Origin of the sequence: Serratia quinivorans (assembly GCF_052113645.1) — a bacterium.
Taxonomy (GTDB): Bacteria; Pseudomonadota; Gammaproteobacteria; order Enterobacterales; family Enterobacteriaceae; genus Serratia; species Serratia quinivorans_B.
In genome coordinates this window covers 86,785-112,404 of the sequence record NZ_JBIEIU010000006.1, presented here as the reverse complement: position 1 = coordinate 112,404, position 25,620 = coordinate 86,785, and the positions used below count along the sequence as shown (strand labels likewise).

Here is a 25,620-nt window from a genome sequence, read left to right as displayed (position 1 = left end):
AGGAAGCTTGTATGGACAGTGCAAAAGATATTGCCAGAGATATGCTGGAGGCCATCAATGTTGATAGCTCAGGTTTTATTGGTGCAGTGGCGAAAGGATTAATCTCATTTCCGGTTAGCCTTGGTTATCTGGGGTATGATTTTATTGATACGGAGCACCGCAGAGATAACCAGGATGATAAATTCAGGCTGGCTGAATTGGTTAAAAGGACGACCTTTAACAGAGGGGTGATTGAAAAAATTATTAAGGTATTTATGGATGATTTTTCATCCCGCATTAATATTTCTTTAATCGCTAAAAATGTAGGTGGAAGTGTTGTCGGTAAAACATTATTTTCTCAATTAACAGGAGTTAATTTAGGTGCTATTATATCAACTCGTGCTGTAACAGCGCTTTTTTCAGGCGTAATCATAGGCTCATTTCTTTCCATTGGTTCTGAATCGTCAAGAGCGATCTACACTGCCAGATATTTACAGGAAAGAAATGCTGCTATTTATTATAGATTAAAAAAGATGGGTGATTTAGACCTCCTTTATTTTCTTGTTGAAGATACTGTTAAACCATTTGAAAAAGCCTGTGAGATAGATGAGGTTGACCCTGGTAAGTTTAATAAGATCTGTGAGCATTTCTTTGGTGGCTTATGAATATAAAGAGAGTTTTTGTGGTCATGGTAGCTTATATCATCTGTGCAACAGGAGCTTCGTTTACGTTGTTTGGCATTTTTTTGTCTACATGGTCATTTTTTGTTTCAAATGATGATAATAGGTTTTACTGGGGAAGTGGTGGTATTTTAATGATCTGTATTGGTTATTTAATTTATCGCTGTGCATTCCCTCATGTCCAAAGAAAATGGGATGATTATTACTGAAGGTGATAATCTGTTGTTAATTAACTGCCCTGCAATATCCGTATTGTTCAACCTGACAGAAGATTAAAAAATGAATAATATATCTGAAATAACAGGTGCCACGCTTAATCGCTACAGTCTAAATATTCCTTCTTGTCCTTATCCTCTGGATGTAGAGAGTTTTGAAGGTTTGGAACAGATGAGTGTCCTCTACCATTATACTATCCGTTTCACCAGTCCTCATCCGGATCTCACTGCCGATATGATGTTGAGTAAATCCGTCACATTGAATATGGACGTGGGCGAGCTCTTTAATCCGGTGGTGGGTAAAGTCGTACACGGAGTAGTAACAAATTTTCGACGTCTTTCGGGTTCTCGCGATCAGGTCAAGTATGAAATCATTATTGAACCTTTCCTCGCCCTGCTTGGTAACCAGTTCCGCACCCATCGCTTCTTCGTCAACAAATCGGTACCGGAGGTGGTCGCGGAAGTGCTCACGGAGCATGGCCTGAAAGGCTGGGAATACGAGTTCACCCTTAAGGCCGACTACCCAAAGCGCGAACAGATTAACCAGTATCAGGAAAATGACCTCGCATTTATCGAACGCCTGCTGGCTGAAGTGGGGATATTTTATTTCTTCACCCTGCAGCCTGACACCCAGACCGAAGTGGTGCACTTTGCGGACAAGCAGAGTGCCTGGACGTTCGGGAAAACGCTGCCGCTGAACAGCCCGTCAGGGACGAATGATAACGCGGTGGATTCCGTGTGGGACGTGCATGTCTGGCATAACGTGGTGGAGCGAACGGTCACGGCCAGTGACTACAACCACCGGGAAGCTCAGAACATCCTGACGTCGGTACCGGCAGATATGACCCGGGGCGACGGGGAGGGTATCACCTACGGTGAGGTGTATCACCACCGCCCGCGTCACCTTGAGCGTGGCGACAAGATTAACCCGACAGCGGAAACCGGTAATTTTTGGGCACGCCTGGAGCATGAACGTTTCCTGTCCGGGCAGACCACGGTGACCGGCAGTAGCACCGATCACACCCTCGGCCCGGCCCAGGTGCTGGGCATTACCGAAACGGCCATCCCGCCGACGCTGCCCCGCGAAACCGAAAACGGGCTCATCATTATCAGCGCCGGTTACACCGCCAGCCGTCAGAACGCCCTGAAGGTGGCGTGGGCGGCGATGCCATACTACGAGAACCGCTGCTGGCGACCTGCCGCGAAAAAACGTCCGGTAGTCAGCGGTACGCTGACGGCCCGCATCACCAGCGCCAAAGAGAACGATATCTACGCCTGGCAGGATGCAGCAGGCATGTATCGGGTGAAATTCGATGCCGACCGCGACGACAAGCGTCAGGGTATGGAAAGCATGCCGGTGCGCTTTGCCAAACCCTACGGTGGCGACAAATACGGCTTCCACTTCCCACTGATACAGGGCACCGAGGTGGCGATTGCGTTCCACGAAGGTGACCCGGACCGGCCGTATATCGCCCACGCCCTGCACGACTCTCGCCATGTGGACCACGTCACTGAAGCCAACAGCACGCGCAATGTCATCCGGACCGCCGGCCTGAACAAACTGCGGATGGAAGACAAACGCGGTGAGGAGCATATCAAGCTCAGTACCGAGTACGGCGGCAAGACACAGCTGAACCTGGGGCACAATGTTGATGTAAAAAGAGTGCTTCGCGGTGAGGGGGCAGAGCTGCGCACGGATGACTGGGTGAGTATCCGTGGTGGAAAAGGGGTGTTTATCAGTGCAGATGAACAGCCCCAGGCACAAGAGCAGATGCTGGAGATGGATGACGCTATCCGGCAACTGGAGCAGGCATTAGCTTTGGCACGCAGCATGGCGAAAGCAGCAACCTCTGCGAAGGCTACCCAAGGGGATGTAGGCAGCCAGCAACGACTGAATGCGTCTTTAAGTGACCTCACTGCACCGGGAATGCTGTTGCATGCCCCGCAGGGGATTGGCATGGTGAGCGCCAGGGCAGTGCGGGTAGCATCAGGAAGTGAGAGCGTGGGCATCATGTCAGGGCACAATACCGACATCAGTGCTGGCCAGTCGTTTACCGTCGCGGCAGATGACGCAGTCAGCCTGCTGGCGAACGGCCAGGGTATGCAGCTGTTGGCGGGAAAAGGCAAGCTTGATATCCAGGCACAGAGTGATGCGTTATCTGTCAGCGCCCTTCAGAACCTTGATATTCAAAGTTCTGAAGGGAAAGTGACGATCTCTGCCGAACAGGATCTCATTCTCGCCTGTGGCGGGGCTTATATCAAACTGAGCGGCGGAAATATCGAGCTGGGCTGCCCAGGGAATATCCTGTTTAAGTGCACTAACGCGCAAAAGATGGGGGCAGCTAGTTTGGATGTCGCGCCAGTTGAGATGCCGCGAGGGTTTGGTGGTGGTTTTATTCTTACCGATGATAAAGGTATTCCGCAGCCGTCAACGCCTTATCGCATAACAACAGCTGAGGGCGATGTCCTACAGGGAATTACTGACGAGGAAGGCAAAACGGCACCAGTCAATACTTCCATCCCGTCATCGGTAAAAGCTGAATTCGGTAAGGTAAAAACCAACGGAGAGGCGGAATGACAAAATATCAGGGTTATGACGTAACCGACGGCACCCATAAAACCAGTATTCATAATGAATGGAAAACGGTGGTTGCGCAGAAAAAACCAGTACGAGGCGTGACGTTAACCATCGGTGTTTTTTTCGACGGTACGGGTAATAACAGAGAAAACACAGCCTCTCGCTTAATGCAATTCAATGAATGCAATGCCCCTCAGCAGGGTGTGAATCAAAAAGATGCGCAAAGCTGCGAGGACTTTCTTAAAGCCATCGACAAAGACAGCATTTCGAATGGCAGCTATCGCGGATATTACTCAAATATTCACTGGCTGAACTCCCTCTATATAGCAGACCAGACCCTATCGGATGACCAGACCGGGGCACAGATCCAGACCTATATTTCCGGGATAGGCACAGCGGCAGGCGAATCAGACTCGGCTCTGGGTATGGGACTGGGCACCAGTATTCTGGATGTGTTTGAAGGTGTGGTGACGAAAACCGACGCGGCGATAAAGGGGATCACCAGTGCGATATTAGAGTTTATGGAATTTAATTTAAACCCTAATTTTTGCATCGCAAAAATTCAGTTTGATGTCTTTGGCTTTAGCCGTGGGGCGGCTGCGGCGCGGCACTTTGCTAATCGGGTTATGGAACAGGATCCTGCTATAGTCAGTGCGATTGCGAAAGGTCTCAGGGGAGATTATTACGACGGCAAACCTTCCGGCGAAGTCCGATTCCTAGGTATTTTCGATACCGTGGCGGCCATTGGCGGGATCAGCAATTTCTTCGACATTAACGGCCGCAGCAATCCGAGGGTGAAGCTGGAATTGCGTCCTTCGGTAGCGAAGAAAGTCTTTCAGATTACCGCTATGAATGAGTACCGTTATAACTTCAGCCTGAACAGCATTAATGGCATGTGGCCCGAGCTTGCTTTACCGGGATCACATTCAGATATCGGTGGGGGTTATAACCCCGTGGGTTCGCCTATGCAGGAAAATGAAAGTTTGTTTCTGAGCTGCCCCGAATTTGAAATCGTCAGCGACGATACCAGAGAAACCGATACCCGGGTGTATCGTAAGGCGGAGAAAGTCAGAGAATTGTTGGTGTCTCTGCCTGCATTGAAATACTTGTTGCCCCATGGAAAAATAACCACCAAAACCCGCTCCGTAGGTGTGATGAATAGCAATCAACGTCGGTCAGGGGGTATTCAGAAACAGGTGGGCGCCTCAGTGTTTTTTGAGCGAATGGCAATTCCTAATGAATGGGCCAGCGTCTGTCTGCGCGTGATGCTGGATGCGGCTAAGGAAGCTGGAGTAGTGTTCGAGGAAATTCAAGAAAATGATGAAAAATATTCATTGCCGCCAGAGTTAAAAGTTCTTTGTGATAAAGCTATCGCGCAGGGAAAATCGGTGCGACTGGGGCAGGTGCCTCAAGCCTTTACCGAGGAAGAGCGGCTGCTTATAGGGAAATATACCCACTGCTCCGCCAAATGGAACATCGAATCCGATCGTAATTTATGGGTGGACCCGAAAACGGGAGAGATATTTATCCATCGCTTTGGTCCGAAAGAGGATAAGGCCTTTGTCTTCCCGAATAAACCCAATGACCACTGGGTGCGTTCCGTATGGTATATGGACGATCAGCAGCGGCTGAATGATAACGCAGTAAAAAATGACGTCGTCACGACGTCCACTGATTAACGCTACAGGATGGCAATATGACCAGGGTTAAATACATTTTTACTGCACTGTTGTTGGTGTCAGTGGCAGGGTGTACCGCAGAAAAATCTCCGCCTGCTGCTCCGGGCGAGACCGAATGGGGCTATAAAAAGCTGCCCTACGACGAATGGAAATTTCTCTTTATTTATCCCAAAGCGTTACCGGCACTCGCCACCCAGGCACTGATGGTGGATGGGGCCGGTTATAAGACCACCTACCAGTATGTTGATACCACAAGGCCGAGTCAGGTCAGCGTGGGACGCTGGAATGATCGTCTGGGGGGGGTAGAGGCCTATTACAACAAAGGCAAAGCGCTGCCGCTGATGCTGAGGTTCTGTTGGGATTCGGTCATCGATAAAAAAAGCTATGAAACCTTGGTGTTGTTTAAACAAGGTACCTGGGAACAGATGACCACGCCATATACGGATAATCGCTGGGACGAAACCTACTATCGTTCAACCATGATTATTGGTCTGGCTCCTGAGGGTAAGGTTAGCGTCTGGCTGGGAGACCGCGGCAATCCGGTGGTCCCCCAGTCGGATGCCAAAATCACCACGGTATCGGGTGAGCAAATGGAAATGTGCAAGGGGGTGACTAATTTCCCGAATGGTTATGGATATACCAAAGGGACAAAAGCTTTTATCGAAGGTAAAACCTACCCCTACGGCAACTGGTGACAGCCAGCATCAGCGTCCAGTAATTAACGCTACAGGATGGCAATATGGCTATGAATAAAATCATTACTGCACTTCTGTTGGTGTCAGTGGCAGGGTGTACCGCAGAAAAATCGTTGTCTGCTGTTCCGGGCGAGACAGAGTTGGGCTATAAAAAACTGCCTTACGACGAATGGAAATTTCTCTTTATTTATCCCAAAGCTTTGCCTGCACTGGCCACTCAGGCGCTGATGGTAGATGGGGCCGGTTATAAGACTACTTATCAGTATGTGGATAATACCGAGCCGAGTCAGGTCAGCGTGGGACGCTGGAATGACCATTTGGGGGTGACACAGTCCTATTATAACAAAGGCAAAGCGCTGCCGCTGATGCTGCGGTTCTGCTGGGACTCGGTGATTGATAAAAAGAGTTATGAAACACAGGTGATATTTAAACAAGGTACTTGGGAACAAATGACTATGCGGTACACCGACAGTTATCGCCCTGACGAGACGTATTACCGTGACACGATGGTGATTGGTCTGGCACCCGGCGGGAAAGTGAGTGTGTGGCTGGATAATTTAGGTGATCCAGTGGTAGCCCAGTCGGATGCCAAAATCACCACCGTGTCGGGTGAAAAGATGAATATGTGCAAGGGCGTAACAAATTTCCCTAATGGTTATGGATATACCAAGGGGACAAAAGCTTTCATCGAAGGGAAAGTTTATCCCTACGGTGATTGGTAATAGTTAATCTGAACGGAAACAGAAAGATGGAGAGGAATAACAAGGCCGTTATTGTCTTTGCGCTGATTGCCCTGACGGGGTGTTCCACAGAAAAATCGTTGTCTGCTGCTCCGGGCGAGACGGAATTGGGCTATAAAAAGCTGCCCTACGACGAATGGAAATTTCTCTTTATTTACCCCAAAGCGCTGCCAGCACTCGCCACCCAGGCGCTGATGGTGGACGGAGCTGGTTATAAGACCACCTACCAGTACGTTGATACCACAAGACCGAGCAAGGTTAGCGTAGGGCGCTGGAATGACCATCTGGGCGTTACACAGTCTTACTACAATAAGGGCAAGGCGCTTCCTCTGATGCTGCGGTTCTGCTGGGACTCAGTGATAGACAAAAAGAGTTATGAAACGCAGGTGATATTTAAAAAAGATACCTGGGAACAGATGACGGCGTTGTATACCGACAGTTATCGCCCAGACGAGACGTATTACCGTGACACGATGGTAATTGGTCTGGCTCCCGGAGGTAAGGTGAGTGTCTGGTTGGATAATTTAGGTGATCCAGTGGTTCCCCAGTCTGATGCCAAAATCACCACGGTATCGGGTGAAAAAATGGAGATGTGCAAGGGTGTGACTAAACATCCGAACGGGTATGTTTACTACGGTGATACACCTGATTTTATTAAAGGTAAAACCTACCCCTATGGCAGTTGGTGATGCTCAGCATAATAAAAAGGAGAAAAAGAGTGGGTATTAATAGTAAGGCGGTTGTTCTCTCCATTGTGATTATTCTGTCTGGGTGTACTGCCGAGTCTGATAAATCCATATGTGCTAATATGGAGGGGCAATATCAGCGTATTGATTCTCCTTTGGCACTAAAAGATAGTAGGAATATTTCCGTTTACCTTAAACGTATTGATGGGACAAATAATGGCTTCTATGGCATTGTTGAGTACACGGATTTTAAATATTCATTACAGCCTATGGTTAGGGAAAACCCTCAGTGCTCGATTGTTTTTGAAAGAGAAACACTGAGTTACACTAAGGATAGGGACAAATATGGCTGCAACTATGTTTTTTTTGAAAATGCAAATCGATTAAAATTCTATTGCCTACAGAAAGACTCTGACAAAATTCCAGAGAGTATCAACAAAGCTTTTGATAAAGTGAAAAATGAGCCGTTATTTAACGATATGTCTGAAGTTGATAGCGTCATGAAATGGAACGATACTCTATAAATAACGGTTATTCCTACCAGTATAGAATATTTGCATGCGATTTGTTGTATGGGCTTATTTTATCATTATAAATACTTTTTATTTGTAAGGTTCTTATGTCTAAAGGATTTGTATTGCTTGGTGATAACACCACGCATGGCGGAGAAGTTATTTCTGCATCATCAACCATGATCGTTAATGCAAAAAAAGTAGCCTTAATAGGCGACAAAATCAGTTGCCCCAAAGACGGGCACGGTATTAACAGCATTATTGAAGGTTCGGCTGAATGGATCTCTGACGGTAAAGCAGTCGTGGTGGACGGTTGCCGCTGTGAATGTGGTTGTCAGGTCATCTCCAGCGCACCGGATTGTGCCATAGGATAAGCCATGGGCTGGGAACGAAAGATACCAATAATTTCAAAACGCCCTGAGGAGCCGTCACTAGTTTTATGGTTAAGTGTGGCCATAGTGGCGCTGATCGTGAGCGTTTTGTTGTTTGTGCTTCATGCAAACCAGCTACTGGGGTCATTTCAGACGTTCAGCATCTGGGTATTATCAGCCACACCGCTGGTTATCTGGTTCACCCTTATCTGTCTGCGGGGCTGGTTGTATAACCTGGCGTTTAATCGCTATAAATTTGAAACTGACGAAGCAGAATATGCTCAGCAACAGTGGTCTGCCTGGGCCGGGCGTTATCTGGCAGTGTTGCACAGCGTGGCATTCTTGCCCGGTTCATTAACAGCAGCACAGCTTATACAGCCACCACCAGGACTTGAGCGGTGCGGCCAACAAACACGGCGTATACCTTGGGGTGAAGCTGAAGGGCTGACAATCTTGCTTGGCGACGTAAGCGACGCTCTGCAGCAGCTTCCGGCTGATTTACCTCTAAATGTCACATTTCTGACTGACTCCTCACGGGATATCTCATCGCTACAGGCTCTGTTTGATAACTGTTGGAAGGGACTGATCCCGGCAGAGCGTCCGGCTTCGAAACTCAATATTCTGCAATCCCATTCTCTTCTGATACTCGATGAGCGTCTCAAGTCACCTGAAATATCTGCTGAGTTGGTTCTGGTGCAGCAGCTGCAGGGTGGGGAGAAATACAGTGATGCGCTTATTGTACTACTGCTGGTATCTGATGATGTTGCGACCAAATATCAGTTTAAACATGATGTCCGGTTGCTGCGGCCTATGGGCCTTGATACATCCCGATTATCAGAAGAACTGGCATTGTATTTTTTCACGCAGACCCAGGCGAACAGCGCGCAGTTTATCGCTGGAGATCAACTGCGCTGGGCAGATAACTTTTTTGAACTACTGAAAGCCAGTGAAACCTCCGGCGGATACTGGAAAGCAGAACAGGTGCAGTGGTTGGAAACCTTTTCCGGTATCAGCGGGCCATTTTCCCCCTGGGTGATGGTCGCAGTGAGCAGTGACATAGTGCGTTTACAACAGGCTGACTGCCTGATGCTTTCTGCTGACGAAGAACAAAGTTTTATTACTACCGTGACAACAGGGAAGAAAAATAATGAAAACGGCTAGCTCAGTGTGGCGAGGGAACTGGGGTGGATACGGTCTGACGGGGGTGATGGCCGCAGCGATAGCCTGGGGCATCTGGCATTATGGGAACAGAATTGGCCTGAATACCCCTGCAATGAAATGCCTTGGTTTTGCCGGGATCATGATCCTCCTGGTGTTACTTCGACATGGGAAAATCATCGGGCTGGCAGTTCAGCAAAGCTGGCACCGCTTCCAGGCAACGCGCAAGGATGAATTACCGACTGATGAATTCCGCGCCGCACAAACCCCACCGCGCAACGTCACCGTCGCTGAAATTCGCGAAGCCATGCGCAACCTCTATGGCCGTAGTTGGCCCCGTAAAGTCCGTATTCTGCTTGTCACCGGCACCCCAGGTGAGGTGGAACAGTTAACACCCGGTCTGACCACACAATACTGGCAGGAAGACCGCGGCACATTGCTGTTGTGGGGTGGGGACCTCAATACGCCCGTTGACAGTGCCTGGCTGACCGCGCTGCGTAAACTGCGCCGTCGTCCGGTGGATGGCGTGGTGTGGGTCACCTCGGCCTTTGACCAGCTTTCAGCGCCCGGGCTGGAGCGACCACTGCCGGTTCCTTCTGAAAGCACCATGGATACGCTGGCGCATGCCATCAGCGATCGCATGGACGTGCTGGGCTGGAAGCTTCCGCTGTATGTCTGGTCCCTGCATCCGCGCGCCGGTAAACCGGAAGGCCGGATTGTGCAGGCGACTGGCTGTCTGTTACCTGCCGGTTGCCGTACAGAGGGGCTGGCAGAACAATTGTCTGCCCTGACGCCGGTACTGACGTCTCAGGGCCTGCAGCAGAGCTGCGTCGAGGTGAGGCATAACTTCTTACTGACTCTGGCCGACCAGCTCATTCGCGAGCCGCAAAGCGTGACCGCACCGCTGGCGGTGCTGCTCAATCCGTACCGCCCGCTGCCGCTGGCCGGTGTGGTGTTCAGCCAGCCTTCAGCCGCCGCTGAGCGCGGCGTACAGCATCACTGGGGCATGGATAAACGCTGGGATGTCCTGCCTGATTCTGTTCGTACGCTGCCTGCTGCACTGCGGCCGCGCAAGCCGGGCATTCCATGGCGTAAGGTGATGGCCTCCCTTGCCACACTGGTGATGGTGGGGTGGGCAGCCTGGATGGGCATGGCGTATGTCGCTAACCGTAACCAGATTGACGGCGCCAGTGCTCAGGCCTCGTTTGCCGCTCAGGCCAATCAGCCGCTGGAGCAGCGTCTGCATGCGTTGTCTGAACTACAGAAAACCCTTTCCCGTCTGCTGTATCGCGCTGAGCACGGCGTGCCGTGGTATGAACAGGCCGGGCTGAGCCAGAATGACGCGCTGCTTGCCGCCCTCTGGCCACGTTATCAGGACAGCGCGCTGCCGCTGCTGCGCGATGCGGCCGCTGAGCATCTGCAAAAGCAGGTCAGTGCCTTTAATGCGTTACCGCCGGGCAGCCCGCTGCGCGAGCAGGTGGCCAAAGCCAGCTATGACCAGCTCAAACTCTACCTGATGCTGGCCCGTCCGGAACATATGGATGCGGGCTGGTTCAGTACCGCGCTGTTGCATGACTGGCCAAAACGTGAAGGCGTGAAAGACGGTGTCTGGCAGGGCGTTGCTCCGTCACTGCTGTCGTTTTATGGCGCACAACTGGCGGCCCATCCGGCGTGGAAGCTACGTGCGGATGAGAGTATGGTCAGCCAGTCGCGCGCCTTGCTGGTTCGCTTGATGGGCGTGCGTAACAGCGAGTCGACCCTGTACCAGAAAATGCTCTCTCAGGTCGCGCACCTGTATGCCGATATGCGTCTGGATGACATGGCAGGCGAAACTGACGCGGCACGTCTGTTCAGTACCACTGAAGTGGTGCCGGGGATGTTCACCCGCCAGGCCTGGGAGCAGGCGGTGCAGCCTGCCATCGAGAAAGTGGTGATGGCGCGCCGGGACGAGCTCGACTGGGTACTGACTGACAGCAAGCGTCAGGTGACGTCACAAGATGAAACCTCCCCGGAAGCGCTGCAAAAACGCCTGACGGACCGCTACTTCGCGGACTTTGGCGGGGCCTGGCTGGCATTCCTTAACAGCCTGCGGCTTCACCGTGCCGGCACGCTGTCGGACTCGATTGACCAGTTGACCCTGATGGCCGACGTGCGCCAGTCACCTCTGGTGGCCCTGATGAACACCCTGAACGTGCAGGGACGCACCGGACAGACGGGCGGGGCGATTTCTGACTCGCTGGTGAAGTCGGCGAAAAATTTGCTCGGTGGTGACAACAAGGATGCGATTGACCAGAGTGCGGGCGTTCAGGGGCCGCTGGATGCGACCTTTGGCCCGGTGCTGGCGCTGATGGACAAGAACCGCACTGGCGCACAGGAACACAGTCTGCAGTCGTTCCTGACCCGGGTGACCCAGGTGCGCCTGCGCCTGCAGCAGGTGACCAATGCTGCTGACCCGCAGGCGATGACTCAGACCCTTGCCCAGACGGTATTCCAGGGCAAGGCCGTGGACCTTACCGAAACCCGCGACTACGGTAGCCTGATTGCCGCCGGCCTCGGCCAGGAGTGGAGCGGCTTTGGCCAGACGGTATTTGTGAACCCGATGGAGCAGGCCTGGCAGCAGGTGCTGACCCCGGCAGCAGACAGCCTGAATGCCCAGTGGCAGCAGGCGGTGGTTGCGGAGTGGAACAGTGCATTTGGCGGTCGTTATCCATTCAGTCAATCCAGCAGCGACGTTTCCCTGCCGCTGCTCGCAAAATACCTCAATGCCGATTCCGGGCGTATCGCGCAGTTCCTGCAGGCCCGTCTTAAGGGGGTGCTGCACCGCGAAGGTAACCGCTGGGTGCCGGACAGCATTAACGCTCAGGGGCTGACCTTTAATCCGGCTTTCCTCCGTGCCATCAATACCCTGAGTCATATCTCGGATGTGGCCTTCACCGAAGGCAATGCCGGAATGCATTTCGAGCTACGTCCGGGGACCGCCGCCGGCGTGATGCAGACCGACATCATTATCGACAGCCAGAAATTGACCTACGTAAACCAGCTACCGGCGTGGAAGCGCTTTACGTGGCCTGCGGATACCGAGGCGCCGGGCGCTAACCTGAGCTGGATAAGCACGCAGGCGGGGACCCGTCAGTATGCGGATATCCCCGGTGCCTGGGGCTGGATACGCCTGCTCGATAAAGCGACGGTCAAGGCTTACCCGGGCGTCGGCAGCAGCTACAGCCTGAGCTGGAAAGCGCAGGACGGACGCCCCCTGAATTACACCCTGCGAACCGAAGCCCAGGAGGGGCCGCTGGCGCTGCTGAAACTGCGTAATTTCCGTCTGCCGGAGACCATTTTCAGTGTGGATGCGACTCAGGTGCAGGCTGCCCTGACGGGGACTGACACTGAGGAGATGTACTGATGTCATCATTGAATGCCCTGCTCAGTGCCTGCCAGGCCGAACAAGATGCCCTGTTACAGCAAACCCGTGAACGTATGGTGCAGTGGGACAACTGGCTGCTGCCGCTGTCAGCGTCTTCCTCTGTCGGGGACGACCCGGACTATGACGATGACTTCCAGCAGATCCGCGAGGAAATTAATAAGCTTTCTGGTGCCAACACAGAGCTTATTTGCCAGCTTGCGGAAAAGATTTTAACCACCGCGGCGAAAGATATCCGCGTGGCGACCTGGTACTGCTGGGCAAAACTGCACCGCGAGGGTGAGTGCGGGCTGGCTGACGGGCTGGAGCTGCTGGCCGGATTGCTTGAACGCTTCGGTGCACAGCTGCATCCGCAACGTGACCGCAGTCGCAAGGCGGCGCTGGAATGGCTGGCGGGGGCGCGCATGACCGACTCCCTTTCCCTGTACCCGGAAGTGGTCAGAGAAGAGGCAGTACATACCACCGGCGCGCTGTTGCTGATAGCTCAGCTAACGGATAGCGAGCCCGATGAAACCCGCCCTGAGCTCAGGGTGTTGTACGGTGCACTGGAGAGTCGGCTGCAAAAAGCCGGAGGTGTGGATGCCGTCGTGCCGCAGAACGCCAGCCACAACGAACCTCACTCCACGGCACGTTACAGTGACGCCCCGGTATCGGGGCGTATTACCTCCGGCCAGGATTTACTGGCGCAGGCGCGCACCTTCTCCGAATACCTGCGTGAACAGCCCGATGGCTGGCTGTCAGCACATCACCTGATGAAGAGTCTGCGCCACGATACGCTGCATTCTATTCCTGCCCCGGATGCACAGGGTCGCACGCGCATCGAGCCGCCAAGAGCGGACCAGCGCGCGTTACTCAAACGCCTGTACCTGCAACAGAACTGGGCTGAAATGCTGGAGACAGCAGACAGCACGTTTTCCCGTGGTGCCAACCATCTGTGGCTGGATCTGCAATGGTATATCCACCAGGCGCTGATGAAATCCGGTCAGGTGACGCTGGCTGACATTGTTGCTGCTGACCTGAAAGGACTGCTGGTCCGTCTGGCCGGACTGGAAACGCTGGCCTTCAGTGACGGCACACCGTTTGCGGATGAAGTGACGCTGAACTGGATCCAGCAGAGTGTGCTGGATGCGACGGGCGGGTGGAGCACTGACACGCCACCTGCACAGACCGCTGCCGGTCACGATGACATTCTGGCCCTGGAGCCGGAAGCCGTGGCACTGGCCGACAGTGAAGGTCCGGAGGCGGCGCTGGGTTGGTTGCAGCGTCGGCCTGACATCACTACTGACCGTCAGAAGTGGCTGTTGCGACTGCTGATGGCACGTATTGCTGAGCAGTACGGTAAAAATGAACTGGCGGTGCACCTGTTTGCTGAGCTGGGAGAGCGGGCCAGTGAAGTCACGCTCACCGACTGGGAACCTGAGCTGTTATTTGAGGTACAAGCCCGACACCTGAAATTGCTTCGAATAAAAGCCGGGCGCAGCGAGGCTGACAAGGCCCGTCTCACGCCGGTAATGGACCAACTGCTGGCCGGGCTGATAGCGGTTGATCCTGCTCGCGCTGCCGTACTCTGCGGTTAGAACACAGGAATACGAATAAATGGACGATTTAACCCTGCGTTATTATGACGCGGAATTGCGCTACCTGCGTGAAGCCGCCAAAGAATTTGCTCAGACCCACCCGGACCGGGCCGCGATGCTGGACCTGGATAAAGCGGGTACGCCGGATCCGTACGTCGAACGTCTGTTCGAAGGTTTTGCCTTCTCGATGGGACGGCTGCGCGAAAAAATTGATGACGACCTGCCGGAACTGACCGAAGGGCTGGTCAGTATGCTCTGGCCACATTATCTGCGTACCATTCCGTCGCTCTCGGTGGTGGCGTTTACGCCTGCGCTTCAGTCCGTGAAAATGGCGGAAGTGATGCCCGCAGGGCTTGAAGTGTACTCCCGCCCGCTGGGGCCGAAGAATACCGTCTGTCGCTACCGCACTACCCAGGATGTGATGCTCAATCCCCTCGGTGTCTCGGGTGTCACCATGACCACCGAGCGGGACGGACGCTCGTTGCTGCGGATCCGTTTTGCCTGCAGCACGCAGGCGGACTGGTCCCATGCCGACCTGAGTCACCTGAGCCTGTACCTCGGCGCAGATGCACCGGTCAGCAGTCAGTTGCACATGATGCTGACCAAACGGCAGGCGGCGCTGTATATGCGTTTACCCGGGCAGACTGATCGTATTCGTCTTGACGGGTATTTTTCCCCGGGCGGATTTGCTGAAGAGGACGGGCTGTGGCCAAAAGGCGATACCGCCTTCAGTGGTTACCAGTTGCTGCTGGAATACTTCACTTTTCGGGACAAGTTCATGTTTGTCCACCTCAATGGTCTTGACGGCATCACGCCCCCGCCTGGCTCGGAATATTTCGACATTGAAGTGGTCTTCACCACGCCCTGGCCGTCAGACCTGCCGGTGAATGATGACGCAGTGCGCCTCCACTGTGTGCCGGTGATTAACCTGTTCACGCTGGAAGCTGACCCGCTCACCATCACCGGGCTTGAAAGCGAATACCTGCTGCGACCGAAAAGGTTGCAGGACGGGCACACCGAGATTTATGCCGTGGATTCGGTAACCGGCTCAAACCGGACCAGTGATGCCGAATACGTGCCGTTCAGCAGCTTCCGCCACAAGGGGGGAATGATGCGCCGCCAGGCACCGCCACGTTATTACCACACCCGGGTGAAGCGCAGCGTGACCGGGCTGTATGACACCTGGCTGATTCTGGGTGGACACCAGTGGGAGGATGACCGGTTAGTTGAACGTGAAGCCGTGTCGCTGCAAATCACCGGCACCAATGGCCAGTTACCACGTCGGGCGCTCCAGAGCACGCTGCTTGACCGTTGTGAGCAGGTGGTACAGACACCGTTAACGGTGAGAAATCTCTGTAAGCCCACGCTGCCGGTTTATCCCCCTGCCGAAGACCGTTTTCACTGGCGGGTGCTGAGCCATCTCGGCTCCGGCTTCCTCAATATGATGAGTACCGCCGAAGTGCTGCGCGGCACGCTGGCACTGTATAACTGGCAGGAAGATGAACTCAATAGCCGCCGGCTTGAGGCCATTTTGCATGTGACGCATCACCGGCTCCAGCGTTTTGAGCAGGGGTATCTGCTGCGGGGGCTGGATATCGAAGTTACTCTCGACAGTAACGGTTTCACCGGGGAGGGTGATGTTCACCTGTTTGGCGAAATGCTCAACCGGTTCTTTGGTCTCTATGCCGATATGAACCAGTTTAACCAGCTCACGCTCATTGTTCAGCCAGAAGGAAAATGCATCCGGTGGAAAGAGAATCACAGTCCGCGTCTGCCAGGTTGATGGCATCGCTGGGCGACCGGCTGCCGTACATCAACTTTTACCGTTTCTGCCAGTTACTGGAGCAGAGTCAGCCGGATAAACCGGTCACCGGCAGCACCTGGCAGGTGCAACATGAGCCGGTGCGCTTCCGGCCGCATCCGGGGATGGGGTTCCCGTCTTCCGAAATCAAAGGGGTTGAGCCGTCTGAGCATCCGCATCTGCCGCCCACGGTACGCATCACTTTTATGGGGCTCTACGGCGTGGAGTCACCGCTGCCGACGCACTATATCGATGACATCACCCAGCGGCGAGAAGGGTACGAGGCGACCGCTGATTTTCTCGATATCTTCAACCACCGGCTGATTGCTCAGTACTATCGCATCTGGCGGAAATATTCGTATCCGGCGAGCTTCGAAGCAGGCGGCAAGGACAATATATCGCAGTACCTGTTGGGGCTTGCGGGACTCGGGATTGACGGTTGCACGGACAGTATTGCGGCACCCGCCTCACGCTTTCTGGCCCTGTTGCCGGTGATGTTACTCCCGGGCCGTACTGCGGAAGGAATGGCCTCGCTGGTGCGTCTGCTGGCCCCCAATACCCAGGCGAAAATCTGGCACCACGACAAGCGTCGTGTCCCGCTGAAAAAGCCATTGACGATGAGCGTGCGCCAACCTGTCACCCTGACCCATCGTCCGGTGATGGGGAACTATGCCACCGATGTGAACAGTCAGGTGCTGATGAGGCTGACCACCACCGACCCGGCAGACGTACAAGGCTGGTTGCCTGGGGGTGACCTTCACACGGATTTAATGGCACTGCTGCATGTGTATCTCGGGTCACGTCTCGATGTGCGGCTGCAGTTGTGCGTAGATCGCAGTCTGCTTCCTGACGCCACAATGTGCAGTCAACCCAAAGCAGGTGCGGTACAACTGGGTCGTACCGCTGTGATGCGGCCACTGAATGCGGCGAACACGGCAACACACCCGAAAACAATAATCATCAATCTGGGCCGCTATGAGCGCGTTCAGGAACCTATTCACCGAAGGGAGACCGATGAAGATGGCGACTACCGCTGGTAAATTCCCCCGGGTTGCACTGACCGCAGGCATCACGCTGATGCTGGCAGGTTGTGGGCTGACCCAGAGCGTCACGGACGGTACCGTCGCAGTGACCAAATCGATTTTTTATAAGCAGATAAAGACCCTGCATCTGGATATTCGTGCCCGTGAGGCCGTTAACAGCAATGCCGGTGGCGTGGCGTTGTCCACAGTAGTACGGGTCTATCAGCTCAAAGACAGGCAGACCTTTGACACGACAGATTACCCGTCACTGTTTAAGGCTGACAGTCAGGCCATCAACGCGGACCTGGTGGCAGAGAAAGACATTCGCCTGCAGCCGGGTGGAGCCGTGATGGTCGATATGCCAATGGACAAAAATGCGCAGTATGTGGCGGTGGCCGGGATGTTCATGTCACCGGATCAGGTAAACAATAGCTGGCGCGTGGTACTGAGCCGGGACGACCTCGATCCGGACAAGGCGAGGGTGATTGAGGCGGGGAACAACCGGCTGACGCTGAAGGCACTGCAAGATGAATGAGACTCCACGTCCATCGCTGTATGAGGCTCTCTTTGGCAACTTCACCGGCGGCCTCGATCTCCATCAGGTCAGCGAAGCAAATCAGGTCATTATGTCGGTGCTGGACAATATGCAGCGCATCCTGAATTGCCGCGCCGGGACGCTGGCCCATTTACCCGATTACGGGCTGCCGGATATGGCGAAAATCCTCCAGGGGATGCCGGGTACTGCACATCAACTGATGGGGGTGCTCTCAGAGGCGTTACTGAAATACGAACCGCGCCTTAAAAAAGTTGACGTGGTGATACTGGAACAGACTCAGCCCGGTGAATTGCGTTATGCCATTGACGCAGAACTGAAAGGCCTCGGTCTGGTGCGCTACGGCACCGAATTTATGCCGGAAGGGCGGGTGCTCATCAGGCATATGAAACAACAGCAATACCTTTGATCCCCTAACGTCAGCGTGCTGACTGGTGGGGCGTTTATTTTCCCTTTCTCTGAGTTACCGCCATGACGCCTTTTTCTGAACGTTATCTTAAAACCGGCACTGACCCGCGTACGCTGCCGGATTATGCCGCTCTGCGCGATGAAATAGCGAAGCTTTCCCATCCGGCACGCCCTGATGTCAACTGGCGCTATGCCGAAAAACTCTGCTTGTCACTGTTTGAACAAAACGGCGTGGAGTTGCAGACGGCGGCCTGGTACACGCTTGCCCGTACGCAACTGGCCGGGCTGTTCGGCCTGAATGAAGGGCTGGCGATACTGAACGCGCTGATGAGCCATCAATGGGGAACGCTCTGGCCGCAGCCGGTACATGCGCGGATGGAAATCCTCAGCGGCCTGAACCAGCGTATACAGCAATTGATGCGCACGCTCCCCCTGAACTACAGTGACCTCAGCCAGCTTTATCATGCGGAACAGCAACTGACCAGTCTGGGGGCGGTGTTGCAACGCCTGGAGCTCAAACACCTGAGTCAGTTCGATACGCTGCGTACTTTGATGCATAACAGCGCTGTCAGGCTGGAAAACAGTGACGGCGTGTCAAATTCTGGCGCTGTTATTCAACCTGGCATCGCGTTGCCGCTTTCTGCAATAAATCACCCGGGAACCGCAGCGGATACCCTATCCGATATGCCGGTTACCGATAAAAGCGTAGCGGTTGAGGCGGTGAAATGGGTGTATGTGGCGCAGCCGGAACCGCAGCCGAATGTGGATGTGTCGAAGGCAATAGCGGCCCCGGTAAAAAACTGGAAACCCTTCGCCGCCGGGATGTGTACCATGCTGGTGGTAAGTGCAGCAACGGTGTGGGGTTGGCATGTATTACAACGACCAGACCCGTTACAGGCACAGCTTGCTGCATCTTTGGCTCCGTTACCCGTCATTCTCACCCCCGCGCAGCGGGAGACGCTGCGTCAACAATCTCACCCCCTGCAAAGCCTCATGGCAGAAACACAGCAGCAACTTTCCCGCTTGAGGCAATTACCGCCTGACTGGGCGCTTGTTTACAGTCATCAGTTGGTAGAACAGGCTCAGGCCCTGTGGCCGGAGCAGGCCAAATCGCTGACACAACAGTGGCAACAACAACTTAATGCCAGTGCGCTGCCGGCAGAGAACCTGGAAGGCTGGCATCAGGGGATGACAACGCTTCAGCAACTGGCAGACAGGCTGAATGCGCTGGACGAACAACGGGGTAAATACATGACGGTAAGCGAATTGAAATCGGCAGTTTTCGAGATGATGACCCGTTTTCGCCAGACGGTGCCGGCAGAAGAGCAGCTTCGGATTATTCGTCTTCAACAGCAGAATTCACCCGTCAGACTGCAGCAGATCCAGCAAGCTGAACAGCATCTGCGTGCGCAGGCCTATATGCTGATGCAGGAAAAAGAAAGAGGTATCGCGGTAAAATAGCGGCAACGCATTCGCTTCTGGAAAAGAAGAAGGGGATAAAGCGCAGGGAAAGTAAACGCCTAGATAACATCAAAGTCCCGAAGCCATAGTTCGTGCGGGACAATCAAAGCGTTTCAGTTGTAGAGGAGCCGTAGGGCAGCATACCCACGCATGGAATTGCGGACACTCCGGGCCGAAGTCGGTTCAGGGCTAAGCGCTAACCGCCCCGGTTGGGGCGGTTTAATCGACAAAGAAAACTAACGGACCAAATGCAGGAAGTGCAGGTGTTTCTCGTACTGGTCGAGAATATCGTGAATGATCTGTTCTTGCGTCCAGCCCATCACATCGTAATCCTGCCCCCCTTCCTTCAGGTGAACCTCACCGCGATAGTATTTATGTTCCTCATCACGCTCCTCATCTTTCAACCCTGCCAGCGCAAAGGCCGGTTGAATGTAAGCGCGCAGGCGCACTTCATAGACAAAGTTCAAATCCTCCCCTAAATCGACTTCGAAACGGATGCGATCGTCTTGCGAATCGTCAATCGATGAGGTGGTGTTTTGCTTGGCCAATTCCGCTTCCACCAGCGCCATCGCCGGCTGAACCACTTCACCGACAAAGCGTTTTACCTGAGAGCGCTTGGGGAAATAGGCAATGTTGCGTAAACGCCGTTGCCACGAGATTGGGTTGCGCGCGGCGGTGGGAGCAATGGTGGTCGTTGTCTGACTGTCGCGTTTGTGGGCATCGATACGCAAGGCCTTTAAGAGACCGTATATCGATACCAGCAGGATCATCGAGAACGGCAGGGCGCTGGCGATGGTCACGGTTTGCAGGGCGCTCAAACCACCGGCAATCAGCAACGCAATCGCCACCAGGCCCATCATGGAAGCCCAGAATATCCGCTGCCATATGGGGGTCTGGTCGGAACCGCCGGAAGCCAGCGTATCAACCACCATCGCCCCGGAGTCCGCTGAGGTGACGAAGAACACCACGACCATCGCCATGGCGATAAACGACAGAATATTAGAGAACGGGAAGTGTTCCAGGAAATTGAACAGCGCCAATGCGACGTCGTTTTGTACCGTATTGGCCAGATCGCGCGCACCTTCATTCATGATCAAGTTAATGGCGCTGTTGCCAAAAACGGTCATCCACAACAGTGTAAAGCCCGCGGGAACGAACAGCACGCCGGTGACGAATTCACGGATGGTACGGCCGCGCGAAACGCGGGCGATAAACATGCCGACGAACGGTGACCATGACAACCACCAACCCCAATACAGCAGCGTCCATCCCCCCAGCCAGTTGCTGGACTTTGGCTCGTAGGCGTACAGGTTAAAGGTTTTACTGACGATATCGGACAGATAACCGCCGGTATTTTCAACAAAGGATTTCAGCAACAGGACGGTCGGGCCGAGCGTGCCCACCAGGACCAGCAGCAACACCGCCAGGCCGAGGTTCAGTTCGGACAGAATACGGATGCCCTTATCCAGCCCGGAAACCACCGACAGCGTCGCCAGCCCGGTGATCACCACGATCAGCACTACCTGCACCGTTGCATTGATCGGCAAGCCGAACAGGTGGTTAAGACCGGCGTTAACCTGCAACACGCCGTAACCCAACGAGGTTGCGACGCCGAATACGGTACCTATTACCGCAAAAATATCTACCGCGTGACCAATCGGCCCGTAAATGCGATCGCCAATAATCGGATACAGCGCGGAACGCAGCGTCAGGGGCAGGCCATGACGGTAGCTGAAGAACGCCAGGATCAGCGCCACGATGGCATAAATCGCCCAGGCATGCAGGCCCCAGTGGAAGAAGGTTAGGCGCATGGCCTGTTTAGCCGCTTCCACTGTTTCCGGTGTCCCGGTCGGGGGAGAAAGGTAGTGCATCACCGGTTCGGCAACGCCAAAGAACATCAGGCCAATGCCCATCCCGGCGGAAAACAGCATGGCGAACCATGAAACATAACTGAAGTCCGGCTGGGCGTGATCCGGCCCGAGTTTGATATTGCCGTAACGCGACAAGCCCAGATAGGTCACGCTCAGCAGGATCAGGGCGACCGCCAGAATGTAAAACCAACTGGCGTTAGTGAAAATACCCTGTTGCAGCGCCTTGAACTTACGGTCGGCCAACTCAGGATACAGGGCAGCGAATGCTACCAGGACGATGATTAATGCGGCAGAGATAAAAAATACCGGAGGATTGATATGGCTACGACGTGCCACAATTTCAGTGTCGTTTTGGCTCATAGAATACCTTCTTGCTAGTCCGTTAGGGAATTGGATAATCCGTTAAAACAACTCCATAAAAAAGGGGGGCAAACAGGCTGCCCGAGAAAATTAACTCGGTGAGTATATAGAAAAACCGGGGTAATTTACATTTTTATGGTTAAAAAGGCTATTTTAAGTGATTTTGTTAGACGTTTTGGCTATATAAAAACAGAGGGTTAAGTGTGGGTAATTTGCTCTTTTTTCAGGGAAAAAGCAGCTCGGAAAATTCGAAGTTGTCTCCATGATGCCAAAATTCGAGCCACCCGCAGGAGCAGACGGTGGGCAGGGCATCCACTGCCGTTCAAAGGAGTTTTAGCGGCAGGTAGAGCAGATCATGATAGAAACCCCTATAACAGTGGCCTGAACCCGGAGAGACAGGCCGTTTACTGTTGATCAGATCAAGCCAAGGGTTAAAATAGGTCGCATCGCTCGCGCTTAACTCTTTCATGGAGATAGAGATGACCTGGTATCAAATAGCATTATGGACCATGATTTTTCTGAAGTCCGGTGCGTTTCTGGTGTTCGTTTGGTGGTGGATGTTCAAGCGTGCAACCAAGCCTTACGTTCGTCCGCAAGATGTTGTGATTGACGAAACGCCGGATGATGACAACCTGACCATGGAAGAAGTGATGAAAAAGCACGGTATTACCCGTGTGGAAAATCAAACTCACTAAGCTCTCCCTTCAGGGATGAGCGTTTGAACTCTCCCTGCGGGATTACCGCTCTGCCTGCAAGCCAGGGAAAGCTCCCCAGCCTGCAGTCATCGACTTAGCGCCGTTTTCTCCCCAACAGCCATGCCACGAAGATCAACGCCAGCACCGCAATGCCGATGGCCGGCGCCATATACGGCTGCAACCGTGCCAGCAGGGGGACTGGACCGCCCAGCCGCAATACGGCAACGTCAGCGGCGCTGACCTTAACCGCAGGGTTGCCATACTGTTGCAGCACATAATTGCTGATGGCGGCAATCTGCTGGTCGTTCAGCGGATTAACGTACGACTGCGGGCCAAAGTTCGGCATCAGTACGTGTTGATCACCCACCTTCCGCTCTACGCCGAACAGTATGGCCGAGATCAGGTTGGCCGGGTTGCTCGAGCCGGTCGCCGTATTGTTAAACAGCGCAGGGTAAGCCTGGTTTTTACTGCCGCTGCCGTCCGGTTGGTGGCAACTGGCGCAGTTGCCGCTGAACAGCGCCGCGCCGTCGGTGACGGTGTGGTTGGCATTGGCAGGGTGTAACCCGCGCAACTGAGGTTCAACGTTTGACGGCTTGCCGTAGCTGTCAGCCGCCTGGCTGTCGTTGGCGTCCCTGAGCGGCGTGGTGCTTTTCAGGTAAACGGCGATAGCCGCCAAATCCTCATCGGAAAAATACTGCAGGCTGTTTTCGATGGCTTCCGCCATGCCGCCCGCGGCCTGATTCTTGCCGACCACGCGACCGGTTTTCAAGTACTGCGCCAATTGCTGTTCGCTCCAGCCACCGATGCCGCTGACCGGGTCTGAGGTGATATTGGGCGCGTACCAACTGCCGACCATACCACCGGCCAGCGCCTGACTGCTGTCTTCAGCCATCAGCAGGTTACGTGGGGTGTGGCAAGTGTCGCAGTGCCCTGGCCCATTGACCAGGTACGCCCCCCGGTTCCATTGTTCGCTTTTGGTGCTATCAGGCGCAAAACGCCCCTCTTTCAAAAACAGCAGATTCCAGGCGGCCATGCTAAAACGCAGGTTGAACGGGAAGGGCAGCTCGGTCAGCGTATTTTTCTGATCGGCGGGCTTCACGCCGTGCATAAAGTAGGCATACAGCGCCTTGAGATCCTCATCGCTCAATCGGCTATAAGAGGTATAAGGCATGGCAGGATAAAGGTGAGTGCCATCGGCACGGATACCGTCCCGCACCGCACGAGCAAACTGTTCTTCGCTATAACGGCCTATGCCATCCGAGCTTGACGGGGTGATGTTGGTTGCGTAAATCACCCCCATCGGAGAGCTGATCCCATAGCCACCGGCAAAGGGGGTACCGCCCGCCGGTTTGGTATGGCAGGCCTGGCAGTCAGAGGCAATAGCGATTTGCTCGCCTTTTTTTATCAACGCCGCACCGCTTAAATCCCCGTTGTCCGCCGCCTGCGCCGCGCTACCGCCGAGCAACAGCAGGGATAACAGCGCCAATCTCGCTTGTTTTTTCATGCTTTCACCGCCAGCGCCCGCGCAATGTCATCGGCGGCCTTGATGCCCAATGCGGCCATGGTCAGGGTGCTGTTCACCACGCTGGCGGAAGGAATTGCCCCACCGCCCGGCAACCAAAGGTTGGCATGGTCATGGGTGCGACAGTTACCGTCCACCACCGAGTCTTTGGGGTTATCGCCCATGATGGTGCCGCCCATAATGTGGTTATTGGCATTCAGGCTGGTGGTGATGTTGAATTCATCGGCGTCGAACAGTTGGCCGATATGTTCCAATTGCTTATGCGCTGCCTCCGCGCCTTTACGCACATAGTCGCCCACGTCGTAGTGGATGTCCGGGCAGGGCAGGCCGTGAGCATCCTTGCGGGTTTTGCTCAGCGTCAGACGGTTATTGGGGTCTGGTAACGGTTCCAGGCTGATGGATAAATCGACGCCATAAGCGGCGCGACGGCGTATTTCGGCATCCAGGGCTTTACCGACCAACCCTTTTTCCAACGCCTGCTGGGTCGCAGGCACCACCCGGTTGATGTTGTTGAGGATCATTTTATTGGCTGAGTAATCCTTGCGGAACTCACCGTCACGCGGGCCGACCAGACAACTGCTCTGCGCCGGGCCACGCCCCAGCCACAGCGGTTCTTTCGCCAGAAAAGTGCAGTGAAAGCCCGAGTGGTCCATCATATTGCGGCCGACCTGGTCGGAAGCGTTGGCAATGCCGTTCGGGTTGCGCTCATTGGCCGCCATCAGCAGCAGACGCGGGGTTTCTATGCCGTTACAGGCCAGTGCGAAAGCCTTGGCCGTGGCCCGGTGAGATTGCTTTTTGCTGTCGAGCCAATGTACTGCGGTTACCCGGTTCTGCTCATCGGTATCGATCTTGTAGACCACCGCTTCGGCCAGTACCACTGCTCCTTTCATTTCAGCGCGTTCAACATGATGAATGCCGTTGTACATGGCGCCTATCGGGCAAATGGGCTGGCAGTTGTTATTGCCGCAGCAGGTCGGACGGCCTTTCCACGGATGGGTACTGCGCCCTTGCGGGATCGGGACCGAACGGTAGCCGTGCGGGTTAACCACTTCGGCAAAACGAATATCGCCATGAGCCCAGGGCACCATGTCCATCGGATAAGGCTTGCTGCGTTCAACCGGCGACTGTTGCTGCGGATCGTTAGGGCCTGCCACGCCAATTTCCTCTTCGGCCCGGCAATAGTAAGGCTCCAGTTCATCATAGGAAATCGGCCAGTCGCGGCCAACGCCGTACAGGGTCTTCATTTGGAAATCGCTGGGCAGGTGACGCCAGCAGGATGCGGCCCAGTGCCAGGTGGTGCCGCCGACGGTGCGCAGATAACCCTGCTTGAAACTGCCGGCGCTGGGGCCGCTCAGGGCGACATAGTTGTTTTCAGGGAAATAGAGCGGTGCGGTGGCGAACTCGGATTGTGGATACAGCCCCTGGTAATCGGAGCCGGCGCGGTTATCAAAAGGCATATTGCGCCAATTCTCGACGGCCTGGGCGCGCTCGATGCGCAGACCCGCTTCCAACACCAGTACGGAATACCCTTGGCTGACGAGTTGGTCGGCCATCATGCCGCCGACAATGCCGGAGCCTACGATCACGATATCGGCCGATGCGTTGCCATCGGCGGTAAATTCAGGTTTTTTCATCA

General features: G+C 54.3%; 20 protein-coding genes. 17 read left to right on the top strand and 3 right to left on the bottom strand.

Annotated features, from left to right (window positions below; translation table 11 throughout):
- Nucleotides 1-11: 11 nt before the first annotated feature.
- The 16 genes from ACGS9J_RS13180 (at nucleotide 12) to ACGS9J_RS13105 (ending at nucleotide 19,536) form a co-directional block, all read left to right on the top strand.
- Nucleotides 12-644 carry a hypothetical protein gene (locus tag ACGS9J_RS13180; protein WP_442231345.1) on the top strand — a complete coding sequence of 211 codons (633 nt, stop codon included), beginning with the start codon at nucleotides 12-14 and terminating at the stop codon, nucleotides 642-644.
- A gap of 294 nt (nucleotides 645-938) precedes the next feature.
- Nucleotides 939-3,452, top strand: coding sequence for a type VI secretion system Vgr family protein (locus tag ACGS9J_RS13175; protein ID WP_442231344.1), 2,514 nt, complete (start codon nucleotides 939-941; stop codon nucleotides 3,450-3,452).
- Nucleotides 3,449-5,131: a T6SS phospholipase effector Tle1-like catalytic domain-containing protein gene (locus ACGS9J_RS13170; protein ID WP_442231343.1), complete on the top strand. Its 1,683-nt coding sequence runs from the start codon at nucleotides 3,449-3,451 to the stop codon at nucleotides 5,129-5,131. The genes ACGS9J_RS13175 and ACGS9J_RS13170 overlap by 4 nt, the downstream gene beginning before the upstream one ends.
- Before the next feature lie 17 nt (nucleotides 5,132-5,148).
- Nucleotides 5,149-5,826: a DUF2931 family protein gene (locus ACGS9J_RS13165; RefSeq protein WP_442231342.1), complete on the top strand. Its 678-nt coding sequence runs from the start codon at nucleotides 5,149-5,151 to the stop codon at nucleotides 5,824-5,826.
- A 44-nt stretch (nucleotides 5,827-5,870) separates the two neighbouring features.
- Nucleotides 5,871-6,548 carry a DUF2931 family protein gene (locus ACGS9J_RS13160; RefSeq protein ID WP_442231341.1) on the top strand — a complete coding sequence of 226 codons (678 nt, stop codon included), beginning with the start codon at nucleotides 5,871-5,873 and terminating at the stop codon, nucleotides 6,546-6,548.
- A gap of 26 nt (nucleotides 6,549-6,574) precedes the next feature.
- Nucleotides 6,575-7,255 (top strand): DUF2931 family protein, encoded by a 681-nt coding sequence (locus tag ACGS9J_RS13155; RefSeq protein WP_442231340.1) that lies wholly within the window; start codon nucleotides 6,575-6,577, stop codon nucleotides 7,253-7,255.
- 29 nt (nucleotides 7,256-7,284) lie between these two features.
- Nucleotides 7,285-7,776 (top strand): hypothetical protein, encoded by a 492-nt coding sequence (locus ACGS9J_RS13150; RefSeq protein WP_442231339.1) that lies wholly within the window; start codon nucleotides 7,285-7,287, stop codon nucleotides 7,774-7,776.
- Between the two features lie 95 nt (nucleotides 7,777-7,871).
- Nucleotides 7,872-8,138 (top strand): PAAR domain-containing protein, encoded by a 267-nt coding sequence (locus ACGS9J_RS13145; RefSeq protein ID WP_442231338.1) that lies wholly within the window; start codon nucleotides 7,872-7,874, stop codon nucleotides 8,136-8,138.
- A gap of 3 nt (nucleotides 8,139-8,141) precedes the next feature.
- Nucleotides 8,142-9,296 (top strand): hypothetical protein, encoded by a 1,155-nt coding sequence (locus ACGS9J_RS13140; protein ID WP_442231337.1) that lies wholly within the window; start codon nucleotides 8,142-8,144, stop codon nucleotides 9,294-9,296.
- The gene (locus tag ACGS9J_RS13135; protein WP_442231336.1) at nucleotides 9,283-12,696 is read left to right on the top strand and encodes an ImcF-related family protein; all 3,414 of its coding nucleotides are present in this window, start codon (nucleotides 9,283-9,285) and stop codon (nucleotides 12,694-12,696) included. Before ACGS9J_RS13140 ends, ACGS9J_RS13135 begins: the two co-directional genes overlap by 14 nt.
- Nucleotides 12,696-14,291 (top strand): type VI secretion system protein TssA, encoded by a 1,596-nt coding sequence (gene tssA, locus ACGS9J_RS13130; RefSeq protein WP_442231335.1) that lies wholly within the window; start codon nucleotides 12,696-12,698, stop codon nucleotides 14,289-14,291. Before ACGS9J_RS13135 ends, tssA begins: the two co-directional genes overlap by 1 nt.
- 19 nt (nucleotides 14,292-14,310) lie before the next feature.
- Nucleotides 14,311-16,074, top strand: a complete 1,764-nt coding sequence (gene tssF / locus ACGS9J_RS13125) for a type VI secretion system baseplate subunit TssF (RefSeq protein WP_442231334.1) — start codon at nucleotides 14,311-14,313, stop codon at nucleotides 16,072-16,074.
- Nucleotides 16,029-17,132 (top strand): type VI secretion system baseplate subunit TssG, encoded by a 1,104-nt coding sequence (gene tssG, locus ACGS9J_RS13120; RefSeq protein WP_442231333.1) that lies wholly within the window; start codon nucleotides 16,029-16,031, stop codon nucleotides 17,130-17,132. Before tssF ends, tssG begins: the two co-directional genes overlap by 46 nt.
- A complete protein-coding gene (tssJ, locus tag ACGS9J_RS13115) occupies nucleotides 17,113-17,649 on the top strand; it encodes a type VI secretion system lipoprotein TssJ (RefSeq protein ID WP_442231332.1) in 537 nt (178 codons plus the stop codon). Before tssG ends, tssJ begins: the two co-directional genes overlap by 20 nt.
- On the top strand, nucleotides 17,642-18,076 hold the full coding sequence (gene tssE, locus ACGS9J_RS13110; RefSeq protein ID WP_442231331.1) for a type VI secretion system baseplate subunit TssE: 435 nt from the start codon (nucleotides 17,642-17,644) through the stop codon (nucleotides 18,074-18,076). The genes tssJ and tssE overlap by 8 nt, the downstream gene beginning before the upstream one ends.
- A 62-nt stretch (nucleotides 18,077-18,138) precedes the next feature.
- Nucleotides 18,139-19,536 carry a VasL domain-containing protein gene (locus ACGS9J_RS13105; RefSeq protein ID WP_442231330.1) on the top strand — a complete coding sequence of 466 codons (1,398 nt, stop codon included), beginning with the start codon at nucleotides 18,139-18,141 and terminating at the stop codon, nucleotides 19,534-19,536.
- 236 nt (nucleotides 19,537-19,772) lie between these two features.
- On the opposite strand, the gene ACGS9J_RS13100 is transcribed toward ACGS9J_RS13105, so the two are convergent.
- Complete coding sequence (locus ACGS9J_RS13100; protein ID WP_442231329.1) at nucleotides 19,773-21,767, bottom strand: BCCT family transporter; 1,995 nt, start codon at nucleotides 21,765-21,767, stop codon at nucleotides 19,773-19,775.
- Nucleotides 21,768-22,246: 479 nt separating this feature from the next.
- Here ACGS9J_RS13100 and ACGS9J_RS13095 point away from each other — a divergent pair, with 479 nt between their 5' ends.
- A complete protein-coding gene (locus ACGS9J_RS13095; RefSeq protein WP_442231328.1) occupies nucleotides 22,247-22,462 on the top strand; it encodes a hypothetical protein in 216 nt (71 codons plus the stop codon).
- 94 nt (nucleotides 22,463-22,556) lie between these two features.
- Here the strand turns inward: ACGS9J_RS13095 and ACGS9J_RS13090 are convergent, their stop codons facing one another.
- Both ACGS9J_RS13090 and ACGS9J_RS13085 read right to left on the bottom strand, forming a co-directional pair.
- On the bottom strand, nucleotides 22,557-23,966 hold the full coding sequence (locus tag ACGS9J_RS13090) for a c-type cytochrome (RefSeq protein ID WP_442231327.1): 1,410 nt from the start codon (nucleotides 23,964-23,966) through the stop codon (nucleotides 22,557-22,559).
- The gene (locus ACGS9J_RS13085) at nucleotides 23,963-25,618 is read right to left on the bottom strand and encodes a GMC family oxidoreductase (RefSeq protein WP_442231326.1); all 1,656 of its coding nucleotides are present in this window, start codon (nucleotides 25,616-25,618) and stop codon (nucleotides 23,963-23,965) included. The genes ACGS9J_RS13090 and ACGS9J_RS13085 overlap by 4 nt, the downstream gene beginning before the upstream one ends.
- Nucleotides 25,619-25,620 lie beyond the last annotated feature (2 nt).